Here is an 18,568-nt window from a genome sequence, read left to right as displayed (position 1 = left end):
GGTCCCGTACCGCGTTCTCGTACTGCGATGCGCGCTGGTCTCGTACACCTGTTTCATGCCCGCTCAGTGACGGGCTGAACGCTAGTGGTGAACGGGGTCTTACGGAAAGCGAGAGGCGACGCGGAGCGTTTCAAGTACGGCGGTGGTGGGTGACGCGCGGATCCATATCAGCCAGTGATACGGGCGTCCGGCCCGGAATCGGGGTCTGAGAGAATTGGGCACGTGATCTCCCGAATCGATCTGCGCGGCGACGCCCTCCCCGAGGGTCCCGCCCTGCGCGCCCTGCTGCCCCGTGCCGACTTCGACGTAGCGGCCGCCCTGGAAAAGGTGCGGCCCATCTGCGAGGACGTGCATCATCGTGGCGACGCGGCGCTGATCGAATACGCGGAGAAGTTCGACGGAGTGCGCCTGACGCAGGTCCGTGTCCCGGCGGCCGCCATCGCCGAAGCCCTCGCAGGCCTCGACCCCGTCGTGCGCGAGGCCCTCGAGGAATCGATCCGGCGCGCCCGCATCGTCCACCGCGAGCAGCGCCGCGCCCCGCACACGACCCAGGTCGTGCCCGGCGGCTCGGTCACCGAGAAGTGGGTGCCGGTCGAGCGCGTGGGGCTCTACGCACCGGGCGGACGCTCCGTCTACCCGTCCTCCGTGATCATGAACGCCGTCCCGGCACAGGAGGCCGGCGTCGAGTCGATGGCGCTCGCTTCCCCGCCGCAGAAGGACTTCGGCGGACTCCCGCACCCGACGATCCTCGCCGCCTGCGCCCTCCTCGGCATCGACGAGGTGTACGCGGTGGGCGGCGCCCAGGCCGTCGCGATGTTCGCGTACGGCACCGAGACCTGCGCCCCGGCCAACATGGTCACCGGGCCCGGCAACATCTGGGTCGCGGCCGCCAAGCGCTACTTCACGGGACGCATCGGCATCGACACCGAAGCGGGCCCGACCGAGATCGCGGTCCTCGCCGACGACACGGCCGACGCCGTGCACGTCGCGTCCGACCTGATCAGCCAGGCCGAGCACGACCCGCTCGCGGCCGCCGTCCTCGTCACCGACTCCCTGGCTCTGGCCGACGCGGTCGCCAAGGAGCTCGAGCCGCAGGTCGCGGCGACCAAGCACGTCGAGGACCGGATCGTCCCCGCCCTGAAGGGCAGGCAGTCCGCGATCGTCCTGGTCGACGGCCTGGAAGAGGGCCTGCGCGTCGTCGACGCGTACGGCGCCGAGCACCTGGAGATCCAGACCGCCGACGCCACGGCGGTCGCCGACCGGGTGAAGAACGCGGGTGCGATCTTCGTCGGCCCGTGGGCCCCCGTCTCGCTCGGCGACTACTGCGCGGGCTCCAACCACGTGCTCCCGACCGGCGGTTGCGCCTGCCACTCCTCGGGGCTCAGCGTCCAGTCCTTCCTGCGCGGCATCCACATCGTCGACTACACGCGCGACGCGCTCGCCGAGGTCGCCCACCACGTGGTGACGCTCGCCGAGGCCGAGGACCTGCCCGCGCACGGTGCGGCCGTCAAGGCGAGGTTCGGATGGAAGGTGCCGGAAACCAAGTGACCAACATCGACGACCTTCCCGTACGCGACGAACTGCGCGGCAAGTCCCCCTACGGCGCGCCCCAGCTCGACGTACCCGTGCGCCTGAACACGAACGAGAACCCCTACCCGCTCCCCGAGCCGCTCGTCGAGCGCATCGCCGAGCGCGTCCGCGAGGCGGCCCGCGACCTCAACCGCTACCCCGACCGCGACGCGGTCGAGCTGCGCACCGAGCTCGCGCGCTACCTCACGGACACCGGCGGCCACGAGGTCACCCTCGCCAACGTCTGGGCGGCCAACGGCTCGAACGAAGTCATCCAGCAGCTGCTGCAGACCTTCGGCGGGCCAGGACGCACCGCCATCGGCTTCGAGCCCTCGTACTCGATGCACGGCCTCATCGCGCGCGGCACCGGCACGGGCTGGATCTCAGGCCCCCGCACGGACGACTTCACCATCGACGTCGGGGCGGCCACGAAGGCCGTCGCCGAGAATCAGCCCGACGTCGTCTTCATCACCACGCCCAACAACCCCACGGGCAACGCGGTATCGGCCGACACGGTGATCGCGCTCTACGAAGCCGCGCAGGCCGCGAAGCCGTCGATGGTCGTGATCGACGAGGCGTACGTCGAGTTCAGCCACGGCGACTCGCTGCTCCCGCTGCTCGCGGGACGGCCGAACCTCGTCGTCTCGCGCACCATGTCGAAGGCCTTCGGCGCGGCCGGGCTCCGCCTCGGCTACCTCGCGGCCGACCCGGCGGTCGTCGACGCCGTACAGCTCGTACGCCTGCCGTACCACCTGTCGGCCGTCACCCAGGCCACCGCGCTCGCCGCCCTCGAGCACACCGACACGCTCCTGAAGTACGTCGAGCAGCTGAAGAGCGAGCGCGACCGTCTGGTGAGCGAGCTGCGGGCGATCGGCTACGAAGTGACCGACTCCGACGCCAACTTCGTCCAGTTCGGGCGATTCGAAGACTCCCACGCGGTCTGGCAGCGGATCCTCGACCGGGGCGTCCTGGTCCGGGACAACGGAGTGCCCGGCTGGCTGCGCGTCAGCGCCGGAACCCCCGAAGAGAACGACGCGTTCCTCGATGCGGTACGCGAACTGAAGAAGGAGCAGCAGGCATGAGCCGCGTTGGACGGGTCGAACGCACCACGAAGGAGACGTCGGTCCTCGTCGAGATCGATCTCGACGGCACCGGCAAGGTCGAGGTGTCGACGGGTGTCGGCTTCTACGACCACATGCTCGACCAGCTCGGCCGCCACGGGCTCTTCGACCTCACGGTCAAGACCGAGGGCGACCTGCACATCGACACGCACCACACCATCGAGGACACCGCCCTCGCCCTGGGCGCCGCCTTCAAGCAGGCGCTCGGCGACAAGGTCGGCATCTACCGCTTCGGCAACTGCACGGTCCCGCTCGACGAGTCGCTCGCCCAGGTGACCGTCGACCTGAGCGGCCGCCCCTACCTCGTGCACACCGAGCCCGAGACCATGGCGCCGATGATCGGCACGTACGACACGACGATGACCCGGCACATCCTGGAGTCCTTCGTCGCGCAGGCCCAGATCGCCCTGCACGTCCACGTGCCCTACGGCCGCAACGCCCACCACATCGTGGAGTGCCAGTTCAAGGCCCTCGCCCGCGCGCTGCGCTACGCGTCCGAGCACGACCCGCGCGCCGCCGGGATTCTCCCCTCCACGAAGGGCGCGCTGTAAAGCCATGACCGGTCTCAACACCATCCTGATCGTCGTCGGTCTCTTCCTGATCGGCGGCATCATCTCCTTCGTCAAGCAGGGGATGCCCAAGAGCCTGATCACGCTGCTCTCCATCGGCGCGGCCATGTGCATCGTCGCGGGTGTCATGCGGCTCGACTACTGGAACTGAGGGGAGCTGATCCACGTATGACCGCTCCTAAGAAGGTGACCGCTCCCAAGAAGGTCGTCGTCTTCGACTACGGCTTCGGGAACGTCCGTTCCGCCGAGCGCGCCCTGGCGCGCGCGGGCGCGGAGGTCGAGATCACCCGTGACTACGACAAGGCCATGAACGCCGAAGGCCTCCTGGTCCCCGGTGTCGGCGCCTTCGCCGCCTGCATGCAGGGGCTCAAGGAGGCGCGCGGCGACTGGATCGTGGGCCGCAGGCTCGCGGGCGGCCGTCCCGTGATGGGCATCTGCGTCGGCATGCAGATCCTCTTCGCGCGCGGCATCGAGCACGACGTGGAGGCCGAGGGCCTCGACGAGTGGCCCGGCACCGTCGAGCCGCTGAAGGCCGACGTCGTCCCGCACATGGGCTGGAACACGGTCGCCGCGCCCGAGGGCTCGCAGCTGTTCGCGGGCCTCGACGCCGATGCCCGCTACTACTTCGTGCACTCGTACGCCGTTCAGCAGTGGGACTTCGAGGCGGGCAACCCCGCCTTCCGCGCGCCCAAGGTCGCCTGGACCACGCACGGCGAGCCGTTCGTGTCCGCCGTCGAGAACGGCGCGCTGTGGGCCACGCAGTTCCACCCCGAGAAGTCCGGCGACGCCGGCGCCCAGCTCCTCACCAACTGGATCGGAACCCTCTAGCGATGTCAGGGATTTCTGTGAGCAAGCTCGAACTCCTCCCCGCCGTCGACGTCCGCGACGGCCAGGCCGTACGCCTCGTGCACGGCGAGTCCGGATCGGAGACCTCCTACGGCTCCCCGCTGGAGGCCGCCCTCTCCTGGCAGCGGTCGGGCGCCGAGTGGCTGCACCTGGTCGACCTGGACGCCGCGTTCGGCACCGGGGACAACCGCGCGCTCATCGCCGAGGTCGCGGACGCCATGGACATCAAGGTCGAGCTGTCCGGCGGCATCCGCGACGACGCGTCCCTGGAGGCCGCGCTCGCCACCGGCTGCACGCGCGTGAACCTCGGTACGGCCGCCCTGGAGACCCCGGAGTGGGTCGCCAAGATCATCGCGTCGCACGGCGACAAGATCGCGGTGGGCCTCGACGTCCGCGGCACCACTCTCCGTGGCCGCGGCTGGACCCGCGACGGCGGCGACCTCTACGAGACCCTGGCGCGCCTCGACTCCGAGGGCTGCGCCCGCTACGTCGTCACCGACATCGCCAAGGACGGCACGCTGCAGGGCCCGAACCTGGAGCTCCTGCGCAACGTCTGCGCGGCCACGGACCGGCCGGTCGTCGCATCCGGCGGCGTCTCGTCGCTCGACGACCTGCGCGCGATCGCCGAACTCGTCCCGCAGGGCGTCGAGGGCTCCATCGTCGGCAAGGCGCTGTACGCGAAGGCCTTCACGCTGGAGGAAGCGCTGGAGGCTGTGTCGCGATGAGCGGTGTACGACGAGTGCAGAGCGGCAGCCCCTGGGAGGAGGCCTTCGGCTTCGCCCGCGCCGTCGAGGCGGGCGACCGGGTCGTGGTCGGCGGCACCACCTCCTTCAAGGGCGACATCCTGTACGGCGAGGGCGACCCCTACGAACAGGCGCGGGTCGCCATGGGCAACGCGCTCGAAGCCATCGGCGAGCTCGGGCTCGGTCCCGAGTCCGTGATCCGCACACGGATCTTTCTGACCCACGCGCGGGACGTCGACGAGGTGGGCCGGGCCCACAAGGAGATCTTCGGCTCCGTGCGTCCGGTGACGACCATCGCGGTCGTCTCCGGCTTCGTCGACCCGCGCATCCTGGTCGAAGTGGAACTGGAAGCCTTCCGAGGAGCCCCCGCATGACCCTCGCGGTACGCGTGATTCCCTGCCTGGACGTGGACAACGGCCGGGTCGTCAAGGGCGTCAACTTCCAGAACCTGCGCGACGCGGGCGACCCCGTCGAGATGGCCAAGGTGTACGACGCCGAGGGCGCCGACGAGCTCACCTTCCTGGACATCACCGCGTCCTCCGGCAACCGCGAGACGACGTACGACGTGGTCCGCCGCACCGCCGAGCAGGTCTTCATCCCGCTCACGGTGGGCGGCGGCGTCCGCACCGCCGACGACGTCGACAAGCTCCTTCGCGCCGGTGCCGACAAGGTGGGCGTGAACACGGCCGCCATCGCGCGCCCCGAGCTGATCCGCGAGATCGCGGAGCGGTTCGGGCGCCAGGTGCTCGTCCTCTCGGTCGACGCCCGGCGTACGTCTTCCGGCTCCTTCGAGGTCACGACCCACGGCGGCCGCAAGTCCGCCGGGATCGACGCCGTCGAATGGGCGCACCAGGCCGCGGAGTTGGGCGCGGGCGAGATCCTGCTCAACTCGATGGACGCGGACGGCACGAAGGACGGCTACGACATCGAGATGATCGCGGCGGTACGCCGTCACGTCACCGTCCCGGTCATCGCGTCCGGCGGCGCGGGCCGCCTCGACCACTTCCCGCCCGCGATCGCGGCGGGCGCGGACGCGGTGCTCGCCGCGTCGGTCTTCCACTTCGGGGATCTGCGGATCGGCGAGGTCAAGGACACGTTGCGGGGGGCGGGGCACCCGGTTCGGTAGGCCTGCTCTCTCTGCCGCCACGGCCTTCGGGCCGTGGCGGCATTGTCTTGTCGTGATCGTCTTGTCGAGATGCGAAAGATCTGTTGCGCAATTTTCATTGCGCAATTTTTCTTTCGTATCTACGGTGGCGGTATGGAGAATCCCCGCCGCATCACCGACCTCGGCACGCTCAAGGCATTGGGGCACCCGCTGCGTCTGAGGGTCTACGGCGCTCTGCGGGTCTCGGGCCCGTCGACGGCCTCGCAGCTCGCCTCGCAGGTCGACGAGGCGGTCTCGCTCGTCAGTTACCACCTGCGCAAGCTCGCGGAGCACGGCCTCATCGAGGAGGCCGATGTGCAGAGCGAGGACGCGCGGGAGCGGTGGTGGCAGGCGGCGCAGGACACGCTGAGCTTCCGGCACGAGGACTTCAAGGACTCACCGGAGGGGGCGGCCACGCACGCGGCCGTCGTACGCAGCCTGATCTCGTACCGCCAGGAGCAGTACGAGACCTACCTGGACCAGCAGGAGGCGTGGGGCGCCGAGTGGCGCATCGCGGCGGACCAGTCGGACTTCCTCGCCCGTCTGAACCCCGCCGAACTCACGCGGCTCAACGCCGAGATCCACGCCCTGGTCAGGACGTACGAGGAGCAGGGCAAGGCCGCCGAGGCGGCGGGCGACACCGAGGGGCGCGAGAACGTCGCGCTGCATCTGGCCAGTTTTCCGTTCCGGATCTGAGAGGGCTTCCCGCCATGACCGCCACCGCCTTACCCACGGCCCCTGCCGTCGAGAGACCCGCGCACCGGGACGGCAACGTCCTGCGCTGGCTGAGCGCCTACACCGCCTCGATGATCGGCGACAGCGTCTACTTCGTCGCGCTCTCCTGGGCCGCGGCCCGTAGCGGCAGCCCCGCGCAGGCCGGTCTCGTCCTCGCCGTCGGCTCTGTGCCCCGCGCCGTGCTCATGCTGGGCGGCGGCGTGATCGCCGACCGCTTCGGGCCCCGCCGTGTGGTCATCGGGAGCGACGCGGTGCGCTGCGCGGTGATCCTCGCCGTGGCGGTGCTGCTCCTCGTCGCGACCCCCGGCATCTGGCTCCTGGTGCTCGTCGCCCTGGTCTTCGGCGCCGTCGACGCGCTGTTCCTGCCGAGCGTCGGCGCCCTGCCGCCGCGCATCACGGCCCCGGGGCAGCTCGGCCGGGTGCAGGGCATGCGGGGATTCGCGCAGCGCGTCGCCACGGTCGCCGCCGCACCGGTGGGCGGCCTCGCGGTGGCCGTGGGCGGGCCCGCGGCAGGGTTCGGTGTGGCGGGGGTGCTCTTCGCCGTCTCACTGGTGCTCCTGATGGCCGTACGCGTCCGGGAACCGGCCCCGGACGAGGAGGCGGGGACGGGTGAGAGCGCCCGGCGTCAACTCGTGGACGGGCTGCGGTACATCCGAGGACACCGGGTGCTCACCCCGCTGCTCCTGGTGGCCGCCGTGATGGAGCTGGGCTTCGCCGGACCCGCCAACATCGGCGTCGTGCTGCTCGCCGACGAGCGTGGCTGGGGCGCCGCCGGCATGGCGTGGACGGTGGGCGGCTTCGGCGTCGGCGCGGGCGCGGCGGCGCTGCTGCTCGCCGTGCGCGGGCGGGTGGCGCGGGCCGGAGCCGTGCAGTCCTGGGGAGTGGTGGTCGGCTCCGTGGCGCTGGCCGCGATCGGCTTCGCGCCGTCGGTGGGCGCCGCCGCGGTGGCCGGACTCTGCGTGGGCCTGTGCACCGGACTCGGAGGCGCGCTGATCGGAGCCCTTGTGCAGACCGTCACCGCGCCCGCCTACCTGGGGCGCGTCACCTCCGTGGCGACGCTGTTCACCGTGGGCATCGCCCCCATGACCTACCCCGTCGTCGGCGCGGCGATCGGCGCCTGGGGCATCGAGCCGGTCTTCGCGGCGAGCGCGGCGGTGAGTGCGGCGGGCGGGGTGCTCGGCCTCTGCTCCCGCGCCCTGCGCCAGGCCGAGCTGCCGCGCTGAGGCGACTACCCCGCGGACGCGTCCTGCATCAGCTGCACCAAGTTCCCCACCGTGTCGTCAAGCACCGCGGTGATCACAGGACCCTGCTCCTCGGGCCCCTGGGTGAACCGGACCCCGAGGCCGGTGAGCCGCTCGTGCTCGGCCCGCACATCGTCCACCCCGAAGACGATGCACGGGATCCCCGCCTCGTGCAGCGCCTTGCGGTAGGGCTCCGCGATGGGGCCCTCGCCCGGCTCCAGGAGCAGCTCCACATCGCCCTGACCGCCCGCCGCCCCGACGGTGACGAAGACCTGGCCGCCCACCATGTCCACGTGGTGCCGGGTCTCGAAGCCCAGGACGTCCCGGTAGAAGGCATGGGCTCTGGCCACGTCGTCGACGTACACGCCGGTCATGGCGATCTTGATCATCAGAGGCCCAGTTGCTTCGTCTCGTGCAGCCGGGCGATCGCGTCCTTGTCGCCGTCCAGTTCGACGTTGGCCGCGTCCTGCCGCCCGTGCGCGAACATCAGCAGCTCGGAGGGCTCTCCGGTGACCGTCACCACCGGCGTGCCGCGGTGCGCCACCGCCGTCTGGCCGTCGGGGCGCCGCAGGACCACGCCCACCGGCGCCTTGCGGCCCACCAGGCGGGCCATCCGTTCCAGGCGGGACCACAGGGCGTCCGCGAAGACCGGGTCGAGCTCGCGCGGCGTCCAGTCCGGCTGAGCGCGGCGCACGTCCTCGGTGTGGATGTAGAACTCGACGGCGTTCGACGCCTCGTCGATCTGCTTGAGGGCGAAGGGCGAGAAGCGCGGCGGTCCCGTCCTGATCAGCTGGATCAGTTCCTCGTACGGTTTCGCGGCGAACTCGGCCTGGACGCGCTCCAGGCGCGAGGCCAGCTGCTTGATCAGCAGCCCGCCCGCGGCGTCCGCGCGGCGCTCGCGGACCACCACGTGGGCCGCGAGATCACGGGTGTTCCAGCCCTCGCAGAGGGTGGGGGCATCGGGGCCCTCCGCCTCCAACAGGTCGGCGAGGAGAAGTCGTTCACGCTTGGCATGGGTCGACATGCGCTCCAGCCTACGGCTCGCCGACCGGCCCGCCCAGTGGACACGGCCCGGCCGCGTTCCCGAGGCGCGGCACAATGGGCCCATGACCGCCACGCCTCCGCCCAGCAGCCTCGACCCCGAGATCGCCGCCCGCATCAAGCGCGGCGCCGACGGACTCGTCCCCGCCATCGCCCAGCAGTACGACACCGGTGAGGTGCTCATGCTGGGCTGGATGGACGACGAGGCGCTGCATCGCACGCTCACCACGGGGCGCTGTACCTACTGGTCGCGCAGCCGCCAGGAGTACTGGGTCAAGGGCGACACGTCCGGGCACTTCCAGTACGTGAAGTCCGTCGCCCTCGACTGCGACGCGGACACCGTCCTGGTCCAGGTCGACCAGGTCGGCGCCGCCTGTCACACGGGCACGCGCACGTGCTTCGACGCCGACTCCCTGCCGGTCACCTTCACCGGCACAGGAATCACGGACACAGAGGCCACGGACACAGGAGTCACGGACGCAGGAATCACCGGCACCGGAGCGTGATCGTCTCGCCGTCCCGCAGCACGATGCGGGACGGGTCGCCGGCCTGCGGGCGCCCGCCGACAGCGGCGCCACACCTCTCCCGTACGCCGCTCACGCCCCACTCGGTCATGAACTGCCCCAGAGTGAAGTCCCGCCACCGCTCCGACTCCACATGCAGGGTGCCGGTCGTGTCGTGCGTGTGCAGCGGGCTGTAGCGGGGCTTGGGGCCCGAGCGGTCGATGCCGATGTCCGCGGGGACCGTGACGGGGCGGCCGCCGGAGTACACCTTCAGGGTGGTGTGGATGTGCATGTCCATCGCCTCGTTGTCGAGCATCTGGAGGCCCGCGGCCCGCACCCTCTCGGGTACGTCCTTGGGGGCGGGCCACACCACGGGGTCGGGCGCGGCGGCCGCGAACGCGGTCGAGGCGAGGACGAGGACAAGGGCGGGCAGCGTACGGCGGTTGGTCATCGTCCAGTTGTAGCGGCCGGCGTTTCGCCTGTCGGTCCGCGACACCGTCCGCCACCCGCACGGCCGTAAGCTCCTCCCATGGATGTCGAGACCTTCCGCAAGCTCGCGAGCGACCGCCGAGTGATCCCCGTCAGCCGCAAGCTCCTCGCGGACGGCGACACCCCCGTCGGGCTCTACCGCAAGCTCGCCGCAGAGCGGCCCGGCACGTTCCTCCTGGAGTCCGCCGAGAACGGTCGATCATGGTCTCGCTACTCCTTCGTCGGCGTCCGCAGCGCCGCCACCCTCACCACCCGCGACGGCGAGGCCCACTGGCTCGGCGCCCCGCCCGTCGGCGTGCCCACCTCCGGCGACCCGCTCGACGCCCTGCGCGCCACCGTCGAGGCCCTGCACACGCCCCGTGACCTGGCGTCCGGGATGCCGCCCTTCACGGGAGGGATGGTCGGGTACCTCGGCTACGACATCGTGCGGCGCCTGGAGAAGATCGGCCCCGGCGAGCGCGACGACCTCCAGCTGCCCGAGCTGACCATGCTGCTCACCAGCGATCTGGCGGTCCTCGACCACTGGGACGGATCCGTGCTGCTGATCGCCAACGCGATCAACCACAACGACCTGGGGACGGGCGTCGACGAGGCGTACGCCGACGCGGTCGCCCGCCTCGACGCCATGGAGGCCGACCTGTCGAAGGCCGTCTCCCAGCCCCCGGCCGCGCTGCCGCCGTCCGAGCTGCCGGAGTACACCGCGCTGTGGGGCGGCGAGCAGTTCCAGGAGACCGTCGAGGACATCAAGGAGCGCATCCGCGCGGGCGAGGCCTTCCAGGTGGTCCCCTCGCAGCGCTTCGAGACGTCCTGTGAAGCCGGCGCCCTCGACGTCTACCGCGTACTGCGGGCCACCAACCCGTCGCCGTACATGTACCTCTTCCGCTTCGACGGGTTCGACGTCGTCGGGTCGTCTCCCGAGGCCCTCGTCAAGGTCGAGGACGGGCGCGCCATGGTCCACCCCATCGCGGGCACCCGGCCGCGCGGCGCGACTCCGCAGGAGGACCAGGCGCTCGGCGACGAACTGCTCGCCGACCCCAAGGAGCGGGCCGAGCACCTGATGCTGGTCGACCTGGGCCGCAACGACCTGGGGCGCGTCTGCGAGCCCGGCTCGGTCGAGGTCGTCGACTTCATGTCCGTCGAGCGGTACTCCCACGTCATGCACATCGTGTCGACGGTCACCGGCCAGGTCGCCGAAGGGCGCACCGCCTTCGACGTCCTCACCGCCTGCTTCCCCGCGGGCACCCTCTCCGGCGCCCCCAAGCCCCGCGCGATGCAGATCATCGACGAGCTCGAACCCTCGAGGCGCGGTCTGTACGGCGGCTGTGTCGGATATCTCGACTTCGCGGGCGACTCCGACACCGCCATCGCCATCCGCACCGCGCTGCTGCGCGACGGCACGGCGTACGTCCAGGCGGGAGCCGGGGTCGTCGCCGACTCCGACCCGGTGGCCGAGGACACCGAGTGCCGCAACAAGGCGGCGGCGGTCCTGCGGGCCGTCCACACGGCGAACCGGCTGCGGCGTCCCGATGGACGTGAGGGATAGTGGAGAGGTGACTTCTGCCGTACCACCGCCCCGCACCCAGGCCGCCGACGCCTCCGAGGCCGACGCGGAGCCCGAGACCAGGGCTCAGCGCAGCGGTCGGCGCAGTATCGCCGTGGCCCTCCTGTTCGGCGCGGTCGGCGCGGCCCTCGCGCTGCTCGCGTCCCGCCAGACCTGGGCCAAAGGCACCGTCTCGGTGGCGGGCGGCGAACTGCCGCTGAGCGCCACGGGCAGCGACGTCACGGGCGTGCCCGCGGCCCTTGCGATAGTGGGTCTGGCCGCGCTCGTCGCCGTCTTCGCCGTCCGCAAGGCCGGGCGGATGCTCGTCTCGCTGCTGCTCGCGCTGAGCGGCGCGGGCACCGTGGCCGCCGCCCTGCTCGCCGCCGACGACAGCGGCGCGCTCGACGAGAAGGCCGCGGAGGCCTCCGGCGACGCCGCCGCCACGATCGGTGATCTCAGCCACACCGCCTGGCCGTACGCCGCCGCCGCCGCAGGCGCGCTGATCCTCGTCGCCGGGCTGCTCGCCCTGACGTACGGCAAGTCCTGGCCCGCGATGTCGGGACGCTACGAACGCGACGGCGCCCCGCGCCCGCGCAAGGCGCCGCCCACGGTGGACCCGGACCGGCCCGAAGACCTGTGGAAGGCCCTCGACCGCGGTGAGGACCCCACGCGGGAGACGTGACCCCGGGCTCAGGCACGCGCGCGCGTGCGGGACAATGGAGCGGTGAGCGTTCGGCTCACCCCATGCAGCACCAGCTCATGCACCATCACCACCACGCACACAGCAACGAGGAGCAAGCCATGTCGGGCAGCAGCCACGGACACACCCCGGCCGCCTGGACCGGTGTCATCATCGCCTTCATCGGTTTCTGCGTTTCGGGTGCCTTCATGGTGATGGCCAACCCGCTGGGCTTCTGGGCCGGCATGGTCATCATCGTCGCCGGTGGCGTCGTCGGCATGATCATGCGTGCCGCCGGCCTCGGCCAGGCGAAGCGCCGGCCGCAGCCGACGACGGGGCAGCTCGCGCACTCCGAGGGCTGAGTCCTCGACCGACGTACGTGGGAGGCGGTCCCGGCAGGTGTGCCGAGGCCGCCTCCTTCCGCGTTTCCCTGCCGGGCACAGGCCGCCGCCGGAGGGCACAATGCATCGGGTGAACGCTGAACCCGAGAGCGCGGCACCTCCCGTCGGCTCCGCACTGCGGCGGCTCGCGGTGCCCGTCGGTGTGCTCGGCTCGGTGATCGCCGCCTTCGCCTACGTCGGCACGGTCGACCCGAACGAGCCGGGCCACTACCCCACCTGCCCGCTGCTCAAGATCACCGGCGTGTTCTGCCCCGGCTGCGGCGGCCTGCGCAGCGCCCACGCCTTCATCCACGGCGACTTCACCACGGCACTCGGCGCCAACGCGCTCGCCGTCGCCGGGTACGTCGTCTTCGCGGTGCTCTGGACCCTCTGGGCGGCCCGTGCGGCGCGCGGGCGAGGGCTGCGCATCGATCTGGGTCCCGCACAGCTGTACGGGATCGGGGTCCTCATCGCCGTCTTCACCCTCGTACGCAATCTGCCGTTCGGGGCATGGCTGCATCCTTGACATATCGAGAAACCGCAGGCCGCAGGGGTGGCGGGTGTCCAGGTCGTGGGACTGGCGTCAACCGGATGCGGGGCCTTCGCCCTCCTGCGGATACCATCGCAGTGACCATCGGAATGCCGGATGAGGCAGCCGAACAGCTTGAGGTTCAAACAGCAGCTTCACCGTCAGGGAAGGGGGCCGCTCGCGTGAGTGTGCTCGACGAGATCATCGACGGAGTCCGTGCCGACCTCGCGGAACGGCAGGCGCGCGTCAGCCTCGACGAGCTCAAGGAGCGCGCGGCGAAGGCTCCTGCGGCCAAGGACGGGGCCGCCGCCCTGCGCGGCGACGGCGTCAAGGTCATCTGTGAGGTCAAGCGCTCAAGCCCGTCCAAGGGCGCGCTCGCCGCGATCGCCGACCCGGCAGGACTCGCCGCCGACTACGAGGCGGGCGGCGCCGCCGTCATCTCCGTGCTCACCGAGGAGCGCCGCTTCGGCGGCTCGCTCGCCGACCTGGAGGCCGTCCGGGCCAAGGTCGACATCCCGGTGCTCCGCAAGGACTTCATCGTCACCTCGTACCAGCTGTGGGAGGCACGGGCGTACGGCGCCGACCTCGCCCTGCTGATCGTGGCCGCCCTGGAGCAGCCCGCCCTGGAGTCGCTCATCGAGCGCGCCCATTCGATCGGCCTCACGCCGATCGTCGAGGTGCACGACGAGGACGAGGCCGAGCGGGCCGTGGACGCGGGAGCGCGGGTCATCGGCATCAACAACCGCGACCTCAAGACCCTGAAGGTCGACCGCTCCACCTTCGAGCGTGTCGCGCCCGAGCTGCCGGACAACGTAGTCAAGATCGCCGAGTCCGGTGTGCGCGGGCCGCACGACCTCATCGCGTTCGCCAACGCGGGCGCCGACGCGGTCCTTGTCGGGGAGTCCCTGGTCACCGGCCGCGACCCGAAGTCCGCGGTGTCCGACCTCGTCGCCGCGGGCGCACACCCCGCCCTGCGCCACGGCCGGAGCTGACCCCTCCCGATGACCGCCTTCGCCCGCCTCGCACCCGGCTGCCGCCCTCGCGGCTGCCGGGCGCCCGCGCGGCGCGTGCGGGGCCGCCGGGTCCGCTACCACATCGGCGCGGAGCCGGGCCAGATCCCCGGGATGCGATGGCGGGGCGGCGCTTCGAGCGCCGCGTGAGCTGAGGAGCGCCCCGTCAGGGGCGCGGGGAACTGCGCGATCAGCCGATGACAGGCTGTAGTCGCGACGGAACCGCAACCAGCAACGGCGCCGGAGCGCACGCTCGTGCCAGACGTCAACGCCAGTCCTAGCGAGGATCCGTCATGCCCAGTGACTACTTCATCCCCGACCCCGAGGGTCAAGTCCCCACAGCCGAAGGCTACTTCGGCGCGTTCGGCGGCAAGTTCATCCCGGAGGCCCTCGTCGCCGCCGTCGACGAGGTCGCCGTCGAGTACGACAAGGCCAAGAGCGACCCCGAGTTCGCCCGCGAGCTCGACGACCTCCTGGTCAACTACACCGGCCGCCCCAGCAGCCTCACCGAAGTGCCCCGGTTCGCCGAACACGCCGGTGGCGCACGGGTCTTCCTCAAGCGCGAGGACCTGAACCACACCGGCTCGCACAAGATCAACAACGTGCTCGGCCAGGCCCTGCTCACCAAGCGCATGGGCAAGACCCGCGTCATCGCGGAGACCGGCGCGGGCCAGCACGGCGTCGCCACCGCCACCGCCTGCGCGCTCTTCGGCCTCGAATGCACCATCTACATGGGTGAGATCGACACCGAGCGCCAGGCCCTGAACGTGGCCCGCATGCGCATGCTCGGCGCCGAGGTCATCGCCGTGAAGTCCGGCAGCCGCACTCTGAAGGACGCCATCAACGAGGCGTTCCGCGACTGGGTCGCCAATGTGGACCGCACGCACTACCTCTTCGGGACCGTGGCGGGCCCGCACCCCTTCCCCGCCATGGTGCGCGACTTCCACCGCGTCATCGGCGTGGAGGCCCGGCGCCAGATCATCGAGCGCGCGGGCCGTCTCCCCGACGCCGCCGTCGCGTGTGTGGGCGGCGGCTCCAACGCCATCGGCCTCTTCCACGCCTTCATCCCGGACGCCGGTGTCCGCCTCATCGGGTGCGAGCCCGCGGGCCACGGCATCGAGACCGGCGAGCACGCGGCCACGCTGACCGCCGGTGAGCCGGGCATCCTGCACGGCTCCCGGTCGTACGTCCTCCAGGACGAGGAAGGGCAGATCACCGAGCCCTACTCGATCTCGGCCGGACTCGACTACCCCGGCATCGGCCCCGAGCACGCCTACCTCAAGGACAGCGGCCGCGGCGAGTACCGCGCGGTCACCGACGACGCGGCCATGCAGGCCCTGCGTCTCCTGTCCCGCACCGAGGGCATCATCCCGGCCATCGAGAGCGCCCACGCGCTCGCCGGGGCGCTCGACATCGGCAAGGAGCTGGGCAAGGACGGGCTGCTGATCATCAACCTGTCCGGGCGCGGCGACAAGGACATGGACACGGCCGCCCGCTACTTCGGCCTGTACGACACGGACGCCGCCGTCGAGGCGGACGCGGCCGGCACCGGCGCGGAGATCGAGGGAGACGCCAAGTGAGCGGCAACATCAGTCTGCTGGACGACACCCTCGCGGCCGCCAAGGCCGAGGGGCGCTCCGCCCTCATCGCCTACCTCCCGGCCGGCTTCCCGACCGTGGACGGCGGCATCGCGGCCATCAAGGCCGTCTTCGACGGCGGCGCCGACGTCGTGGAGGTCGGTCTCCCGCACAGCGACCCCGTCCTCGACGGCCCGGTCATCCAGACCGCCGACGACATCGCGCTCAAGGCGGGCCTGAAGATCGCCGACGTGATGCGCACGGTGCGCGAGGCCCACGAGGCGACCGGCAAGCCGGTGCTGATCATGACGTACTGGAATCCGATCGACCGCTACGGCATCGAGCGCTTCACCGCCGAGCTCGCCGACGCGGGCGGCGCCGGGTGCATCCTGCCCGACCTGCCCGTCCAGGAGTCGGCGACCTGGAGGGAGCACGCCGAGAAGCACGGCCTCGCGACCGTCTTCGTCGTCGCGCCGAGCAGCAAGGACGAGCGGCTTGCCACCATCACGGCGGCCGGTTCCGGCTTCGTCTACGCGGCGTCGCTGATGGGCGTCACGGGTACCCGTGCGTCGGTGGGGGAGCAGGCGCAGGAGCTGGTGCGGCGCACCAAGGCCACCACCGACCTGCCGGTCTGTGTCGGCCTCGGCGTCTCCAACGCCCACCAGGCCGCCGAGGTCGCGGGCTTCGCCGACGGCGTGATCGTCGGCTCCGCCTTCGTACAGCGGATGTTGGACGCGGAGGACGAGGCCGCGGGCCTTGCCGCCGTCCGTGCGCTCGCCGGTGATCTCGCCGAGGGAGTTCGCGGCAACGCGTAACTCGTATGGGTGGACCTGGGACCGGGGAGGCACGCTCGTGCCTCCCCGGTTCGTTGGCCGGGTGTGAGCGAGAAGAACCGTGAGGGAAAGCGCGCGGCCCGCGACCGGCTGGCGGAAGAGCGAGAGCGGCAGAAGTCGCGGGACAAGCAGCGCAGAGTGTTGATCGTGAGTGCCGCCGTCGTGGGCGTCCTCGCGCTCGCCGCCGTGGTCGGCCTGGTCGCCGCCAACTCGGGTGACGACAAGGACACTTCGGGCGGCCCCTTGTCCGCCCCCAAGGGCGCGAACGGCGAGGACCAACTCTCGATCCCCGTCGGCAAGGACAGCGCCAAGTCCACACTCACCATCTGGGAGGACTTCCGCTGCCCCGCCTGCAAGCAGTTCGAGGACACGTATCGCAAGACGATCCACGAGCTCACCGACAAGGGCCAGCTCAAGGTCGAGTACCACCTGGCGACGATCATCGACGGGAACATGGGCGGCAGCGGCTCCCTGCGCGCGGCCAACGCGGCGGCCTGCGCCCAGGACGACGGGAAGTTCACCGAGTACCACGACGTGCTGTACGAGAACCAGCCCGCGGAGGCGGACGACGCGTTCAGCAAGAACAGCAAGCTGATCGACCTCGCGGGCAAGGTGGACGGCCTCGTCACCGACCCCTTCAAGAAGTGCGTGGACGACGGCAAGCACGACAGCTGGGCAGCCAAGTCGAACAAGGCGTTCCAGGAGTCGGGCATGAGGGGCACGCCGAGCGTGCTGCTCGACGGCAAGAACATCTTCGGTGACCAGAAGAACCCGCTGACCCCGGCGAAGCTGAAGGCGAAGGTGGAGGCGGCGAACAGGGGCTAGCCAGGGGCCGACCGCGCCCTCGACCGCGCCCTCGGGCGGGCCTCGGGCGGGGACCTGTTATGGAGACGTAGCCAGGCTGGTTGTCCTGGGTACCGCCCGGCACGATAGCGTCGGACCTGCCATGGACCTTGCCTTCATTCCCAGCCCGTCGCGCGGTGTGGTCGAACTCGGACCCATTCCGTTGCGCGGCTACGCGTTCTGCATCATCATCGGCGTCTTCGTCGCCGTCTGGCTCGGCAACAAGCGGTGGATCGCTCGCGGGGGCCGCCCAGGCACCGTGGCCGACATCTCCGTCTGGGCCGTGCCGTTCGGCCTCGTCGGCGGGCGTCTGTACCACGTGATCACGGACTACCAGCTGTACTTCAGCGAGGGCCGTGACTGGGTGGACGCCTTCAAGATCTGGGAGGGCGGCCTCGGCATCTGGGGCGCGATCGCGTTCGGCGCGGTCGGCGCCTGGATCGGCTGTCGCCGGCGCGGCATCCCGCTGCCCGCCTGGGCCGACGCCCTCGCCCCCGGTATCGCCTTCGCCCAGGCGATCGGCCGCTGGGGCAACTGGTTCAACCAGGAGTTGTACGGCAAGGCCACGGATCTGCCGTGGGCGCTGAAGATCACGTCGGCGGAGGACGGCCGGGTCCCCGGCACGTACCACCCGACGTTCCTCTACGAATCCCTCTGGTGCATCGGCGTCGGCTTCCTGGTCATCTGGGCCGACCGCCGCTTCAAGCTGGGACACGGCCGGGCGTTCGCGCTGTACGTCGCGTCGTACTGCGCGGGCCGCGGCTGGATCGAGTACATGCGGGTCGACGACGCGCACCACATCCTCGGCGTTCGCCTCAACGTCTGGACCGCCATCGCGGTGTTCGTCCTCGCCGTCGTCTACTTCGTGCTCTCGGCGAAGAAGCGCCCCGGTCGCGAGGAGATCGTCGAGCCCGTGCCCGCCGACGAGGAAGCCTCGGACGGCGAGAACGCGAAGCCGTCCAAGTCCACGGACGCCGACGCGTCCAAGGACGCGGAGGACGCGGAGGACGCGGGAGACAAGGAAGCGGACAAGGAAGTGGAAAAGGAAGCGGATAAGGACGGAGCTGCCGAGTCCGCCAAGAAGGGCTGACACGCTCTTCGCTCAGTACGTCCGCTCAGCACGTCTGCTCAATACGTCTGTTTCGTACGTCTGCTTCGTACGTCGATGGGGCCGCC

General features: G+C 70.9%; 24 protein-coding genes. 21 read left to right on the top strand and 3 right to left on the bottom strand.

Annotated elements, in window-relative coordinates; translation table 11 throughout:
• Window positions 1-222 precede the first annotated feature (222 nt).
• From hisD to ACZ5CR_RS38110, 10 genes are all read left to right on the top strand, one after another.
• A complete protein-coding gene (hisD, locus tag ACZ5CR_RS38155; RefSeq protein WP_468866401.1) occupies window positions 223-1,548 on the top strand; it encodes a histidinol dehydrogenase in 1,326 nt (441 codons plus the stop codon).
• On the top strand, window positions 1,545-2,651 hold the full coding sequence (locus tag ACZ5CR_RS38150) for a histidinol-phosphate transaminase (RefSeq protein WP_468866398.1): 1,107 nt from the start codon (window positions 1,545-1,547) through the stop codon (window positions 2,649-2,651). The genes hisD and ACZ5CR_RS38150 overlap by 4 nt, the downstream gene beginning before the upstream one ends.
• Entirely contained in the window at window positions 2,648-3,241 is a 594-nt protein-coding gene (gene hisB / locus ACZ5CR_RS38145) for an imidazoleglycerol-phosphate dehydratase HisB (protein WP_383327903.1), read from the top strand. Before ACZ5CR_RS38150 ends, hisB begins: the two co-directional genes overlap by 4 nt.
• 4 nt (window positions 3,242-3,245) lie before the next feature.
• A complete protein-coding gene (locus ACZ5CR_RS38140; protein ID WP_202121127.1) occupies window positions 3,246-3,410 on the top strand; it encodes a hypothetical protein in 165 nt (54 codons plus the stop codon).
• 17 nt (window positions 3,411-3,427) lie between these two features.
• The gene (gene hisH / locus ACZ5CR_RS38135; protein ID WP_468866395.1) at window positions 3,428-4,087 is read left to right on the top strand and encodes an imidazole glycerol phosphate synthase subunit HisH; all 660 of its coding nucleotides are present in this window, start codon (window positions 3,428-3,430) and stop codon (window positions 4,085-4,087) included.
• A 17-nt stretch (window positions 4,088-4,104) separates the two neighbouring features.
• Window positions 4,105-4,830 carry a bifunctional 1-(5-phosphoribosyl)-5-((5-phosphoribosylamino)methylideneamino)imidazole-4-carboxamide isomerase/phosphoribosylanthranilate isomerase PriA gene (gene priA / locus ACZ5CR_RS38130; RefSeq protein ID WP_468866514.1) on the top strand — a complete coding sequence of 242 codons (726 nt, stop codon included), beginning with the start codon at window positions 4,105-4,107 and terminating at the stop codon, window positions 4,828-4,830.
• On the top strand, window positions 4,827-5,222 hold the full coding sequence (locus ACZ5CR_RS38125) for a RidA family protein (protein WP_468866392.1): 396 nt from the start codon (window positions 4,827-4,829) through the stop codon (window positions 5,220-5,222). Before priA ends, ACZ5CR_RS38125 begins: the two co-directional genes overlap by 4 nt.
• Window positions 5,219-5,974, top strand: coding sequence for an imidazole glycerol phosphate synthase subunit HisF (gene hisF, locus ACZ5CR_RS38120; protein ID WP_468866390.1), 756 nt, complete (start codon window positions 5,219-5,221; stop codon window positions 5,972-5,974). The genes ACZ5CR_RS38125 and hisF overlap by 4 nt, the downstream gene beginning before the upstream one ends.
• Window positions 5,975-6,106: 132 nt before the next feature.
• Window positions 6,107-6,688: an ArsR/SmtB family transcription factor gene (locus tag ACZ5CR_RS38115; RefSeq protein WP_468866388.1), complete on the top strand. Its 582-nt coding sequence runs from the start codon at window positions 6,107-6,109 to the stop codon at window positions 6,686-6,688.
• Between the two features lie 14 nt (window positions 6,689-6,702).
• On the top strand, window positions 6,703-7,950 hold the full coding sequence (locus ACZ5CR_RS38110) for an MFS transporter (RefSeq protein ID WP_468866387.1): 1,248 nt from the start codon (window positions 6,703-6,705) through the stop codon (window positions 7,948-7,950).
• A gap of 5 nt (window positions 7,951-7,955) precedes the next feature.
• On the opposite strand, the gene ACZ5CR_RS38105 is transcribed toward ACZ5CR_RS38110, so the two are convergent.
• Entirely contained in the window at window positions 7,956-8,357 is a 402-nt protein-coding gene (locus ACZ5CR_RS38105; protein ID WP_468866385.1) for a VOC family protein, read from the bottom strand.
• Window positions 8,357-8,992: a TIGR03085 family metal-binding protein gene (locus ACZ5CR_RS38100; protein WP_468866384.1), complete on the bottom strand. Its 636-nt coding sequence runs from the start codon at window positions 8,990-8,992 to the stop codon at window positions 8,357-8,359. The genes ACZ5CR_RS38105 and ACZ5CR_RS38100 overlap by 1 nt, the downstream gene beginning before the upstream one ends.
• Window positions 8,993-9,074: 82 nt before the next feature.
• On the opposite strand from ACZ5CR_RS38100, the gene hisI reads away from it, so the two are divergent.
• Complete coding sequence (gene hisI, locus ACZ5CR_RS38095; RefSeq protein ID WP_468866382.1) at window positions 9,075-9,515, top strand: phosphoribosyl-AMP cyclohydrolase; 441 nt, start codon at window positions 9,075-9,077, stop codon at window positions 9,513-9,515.
• Here the strand turns inward: hisI and ACZ5CR_RS38090 are convergent.
• The gene (locus ACZ5CR_RS38090; protein ID WP_468866380.1) at window positions 9,496-9,963 is read right to left on the bottom strand and encodes a hypothetical protein; all 468 of its coding nucleotides are present in this window, start codon (window positions 9,961-9,963) and stop codon (window positions 9,496-9,498) included. The two genes, hisI and ACZ5CR_RS38090, sit on opposite strands and share 20 nt — an antisense overlap.
• A gap of 78 nt (window positions 9,964-10,041) precedes the next feature.
• On the opposite strand from ACZ5CR_RS38090, the gene ACZ5CR_RS38085 reads away from it, so the two are divergent.
• The 10 genes from ACZ5CR_RS38085 to lgt all read left to right on the top strand — a co-directional run bounded on the left by ACZ5CR_RS38085 (window position 10,042) and on the right by lgt (window position 18,482).
• The gene (locus ACZ5CR_RS38085; RefSeq protein WP_468866378.1) at window positions 10,042-11,544 is read left to right on the top strand and encodes an anthranilate synthase component I; all 1,503 of its coding nucleotides are present in this window, start codon (window positions 10,042-10,044) and stop codon (window positions 11,542-11,544) included.
• Window positions 11,528-12,223, top strand: coding sequence for a TIGR02234 family membrane protein (locus tag ACZ5CR_RS38080; RefSeq protein WP_468866376.1), 696 nt, complete (start codon window positions 11,528-11,530; stop codon window positions 12,221-12,223). Before ACZ5CR_RS38085 ends, ACZ5CR_RS38080 begins: the two co-directional genes overlap by 17 nt.
• Window positions 12,224-12,342: 119 nt before the next feature.
• A complete protein-coding gene (locus ACZ5CR_RS38075) occupies window positions 12,343-12,582 on the top strand; it encodes an HGxxPAAW family protein (RefSeq protein ID WP_468866512.1) in 240 nt (79 codons plus the stop codon).
• A 100-nt stretch (window positions 12,583-12,682) separates the two neighbouring features.
• The gene (locus tag ACZ5CR_RS38070; RefSeq protein ID WP_468866374.1) at window positions 12,683-13,126 is read left to right on the top strand and encodes a DUF2752 domain-containing protein; all 444 of its coding nucleotides are present in this window, start codon (window positions 12,683-12,685) and stop codon (window positions 13,124-13,126) included.
• A 185-nt stretch (window positions 13,127-13,311) separates the two neighbouring features.
• Window positions 13,312-14,121 (top strand): indole-3-glycerol phosphate synthase TrpC, encoded by an 810-nt coding sequence (trpC, locus tag ACZ5CR_RS38065; RefSeq protein ID WP_389914428.1) that lies wholly within the window; start codon window positions 13,312-13,314, stop codon window positions 14,119-14,121.
• 9 nt (window positions 14,122-14,130) lie between these two features.
• Window positions 14,131-14,289 carry a tryptophan biosynthesis modulator TrpM gene (gene trpM, locus ACZ5CR_RS38060; protein ID WP_468866372.1) on the top strand — a complete coding sequence of 53 codons (159 nt, stop codon included), beginning with the start codon at window positions 14,131-14,133 and terminating at the stop codon, window positions 14,287-14,289.
• A 143-nt stretch (window positions 14,290-14,432) separates the two neighbouring features.
• Window positions 14,433-15,719 (top strand): tryptophan synthase subunit beta, encoded by a 1,287-nt coding sequence (gene trpB, locus ACZ5CR_RS38055; RefSeq protein ID WP_468866370.1) that lies wholly within the window; start codon window positions 14,433-14,435, stop codon window positions 15,717-15,719.
• Window positions 15,716-16,531: a tryptophan synthase subunit alpha gene (gene trpA, locus ACZ5CR_RS38050; protein WP_468866368.1), complete on the top strand. Its 816-nt coding sequence runs from the start codon at window positions 15,716-15,718 to the stop codon at window positions 16,529-16,531. The genes trpB and trpA overlap by 4 nt, the downstream gene beginning before the upstream one ends.
• Window positions 16,532-16,594: 63 nt before the next feature.
• The gene (locus ACZ5CR_RS38045) at window positions 16,595-17,374 is read left to right on the top strand and encodes a DsbA family protein (protein ID WP_468866366.1); all 780 of its coding nucleotides are present in this window, start codon (window positions 16,595-16,597) and stop codon (window positions 17,372-17,374) included.
• 121 nt (window positions 17,375-17,495) lie between these two features.
• Window positions 17,496-18,482, top strand: a complete 987-nt coding sequence (gene lgt, locus ACZ5CR_RS38040) for a prolipoprotein diacylglyceryl transferase (RefSeq protein WP_468866364.1) — start codon at window positions 17,496-17,498, stop codon at window positions 18,480-18,482.
• Window positions 18,483-18,568 lie beyond the last annotated feature (86 nt).

Source organism: Streptomyces sp. NPDC031274 (assembly GCF_055570235.1).
The sequence above is the reverse complement of the archived record's forward strand: the minus strand, read 5'-3'. Positions and strand labels throughout refer to the sequence as shown.

Excerpts from the sequence above, each read along its gene's own strand:
- hisB (WP_383327903.1), top strand. The coding sequence starts at position 2,648 with ATGAGCCGCGTTGGACGGGTCGAACGCACCACGAAGGAGACGTCGGTC.
- ACZ5CR_RS38140 (WP_202121127.1), top strand. The coding sequence starts at position 3,246 with ATGACCGGTCTCAACACCATCCTGATCGTCGTCGGTCTCTTCCTGATC.
- hisH (WP_468866395.1), top strand. The coding sequence starts at position 3,428 with ATGACCGCTCCTAAGAAGGTGACCGCTCCCAAGAAGGTCGTCGTCTTC.
- ACZ5CR_RS38125 (WP_468866392.1), top strand. The coding sequence starts at position 4,827 with ATGAGCGGTGTACGACGAGTGCAGAGCGGCAGCCCCTGGGAGGAGGCC.
- hisF (WP_468866390.1), top strand. The coding sequence starts at position 5,219 with ATGACCCTCGCGGTACGCGTGATTCCCTGCCTGGACGTGGACAACGGC.
- ACZ5CR_RS38115 (WP_468866388.1), top strand. The coding sequence starts at position 6,107 with ATGGAGAATCCCCGCCGCATCACCGACCTCGGCACGCTCAAGGCATTG.
- ACZ5CR_RS38110 (WP_468866387.1), top strand. The coding sequence starts at position 6,703 with ATGACCGCCACCGCCTTACCCACGGCCCCTGCCGTCGAGAGACCCGCG.
- ACZ5CR_RS38105 (WP_468866385.1), bottom strand. The coding sequence starts at position 8,357 with ATGATCAAGATCGCCATGACCGGCGTGTACGTCGACGACGTGGCCAGA.
- ACZ5CR_RS38100 (WP_468866384.1), bottom strand. The coding sequence starts at position 8,992 with ATGTCGACCCATGCCAAGCGTGAACGACTTCTCCTCGCCGACCTGTTG.
- hisI (WP_468866382.1), top strand. The coding sequence starts at position 9,075 with ATGACCGCCACGCCTCCGCCCAGCAGCCTCGACCCCGAGATCGCCGCC.
- ACZ5CR_RS38090 (WP_468866380.1), bottom strand. The coding sequence starts at position 9,963 with ATGACCAACCGCCGTACGCTGCCCGCCCTTGTCCTCGTCCTCGCCTCG.
- ACZ5CR_RS38085 (WP_468866378.1), top strand. The coding sequence starts at position 10,042 with ATGGATGTCGAGACCTTCCGCAAGCTCGCGAGCGACCGCCGAGTGATC.
- ACZ5CR_RS38080 (WP_468866376.1), top strand. The coding sequence starts at position 11,528 with ATGGACGTGAGGGATAGTGGAGAGGTGACTTCTGCCGTACCACCGCCC.
- ACZ5CR_RS38075 (WP_468866512.1), top strand. The coding sequence starts at position 12,343 with ATGTCGGGCAGCAGCCACGGACACACCCCGGCCGCCTGGACCGGTGTC.
- ACZ5CR_RS38070 (WP_468866374.1), top strand. The coding sequence starts at position 12,683 with ATGCATCGGGTGAACGCTGAACCCGAGAGCGCGGCACCTCCCGTCGGC.
- trpM (WP_468866372.1), top strand. The coding sequence starts at position 14,131 with ATGACCGCCTTCGCCCGCCTCGCACCCGGCTGCCGCCCTCGCGGCTGC.
- trpB (WP_468866370.1), top strand. The coding sequence starts at position 14,433 with ATGCCCAGTGACTACTTCATCCCCGACCCCGAGGGTCAAGTCCCCACA.
- lgt (WP_468866364.1), top strand. The coding sequence starts at position 17,496 with ATGGACCTTGCCTTCATTCCCAGCCCGTCGCGCGGTGTGGTCGAACTC.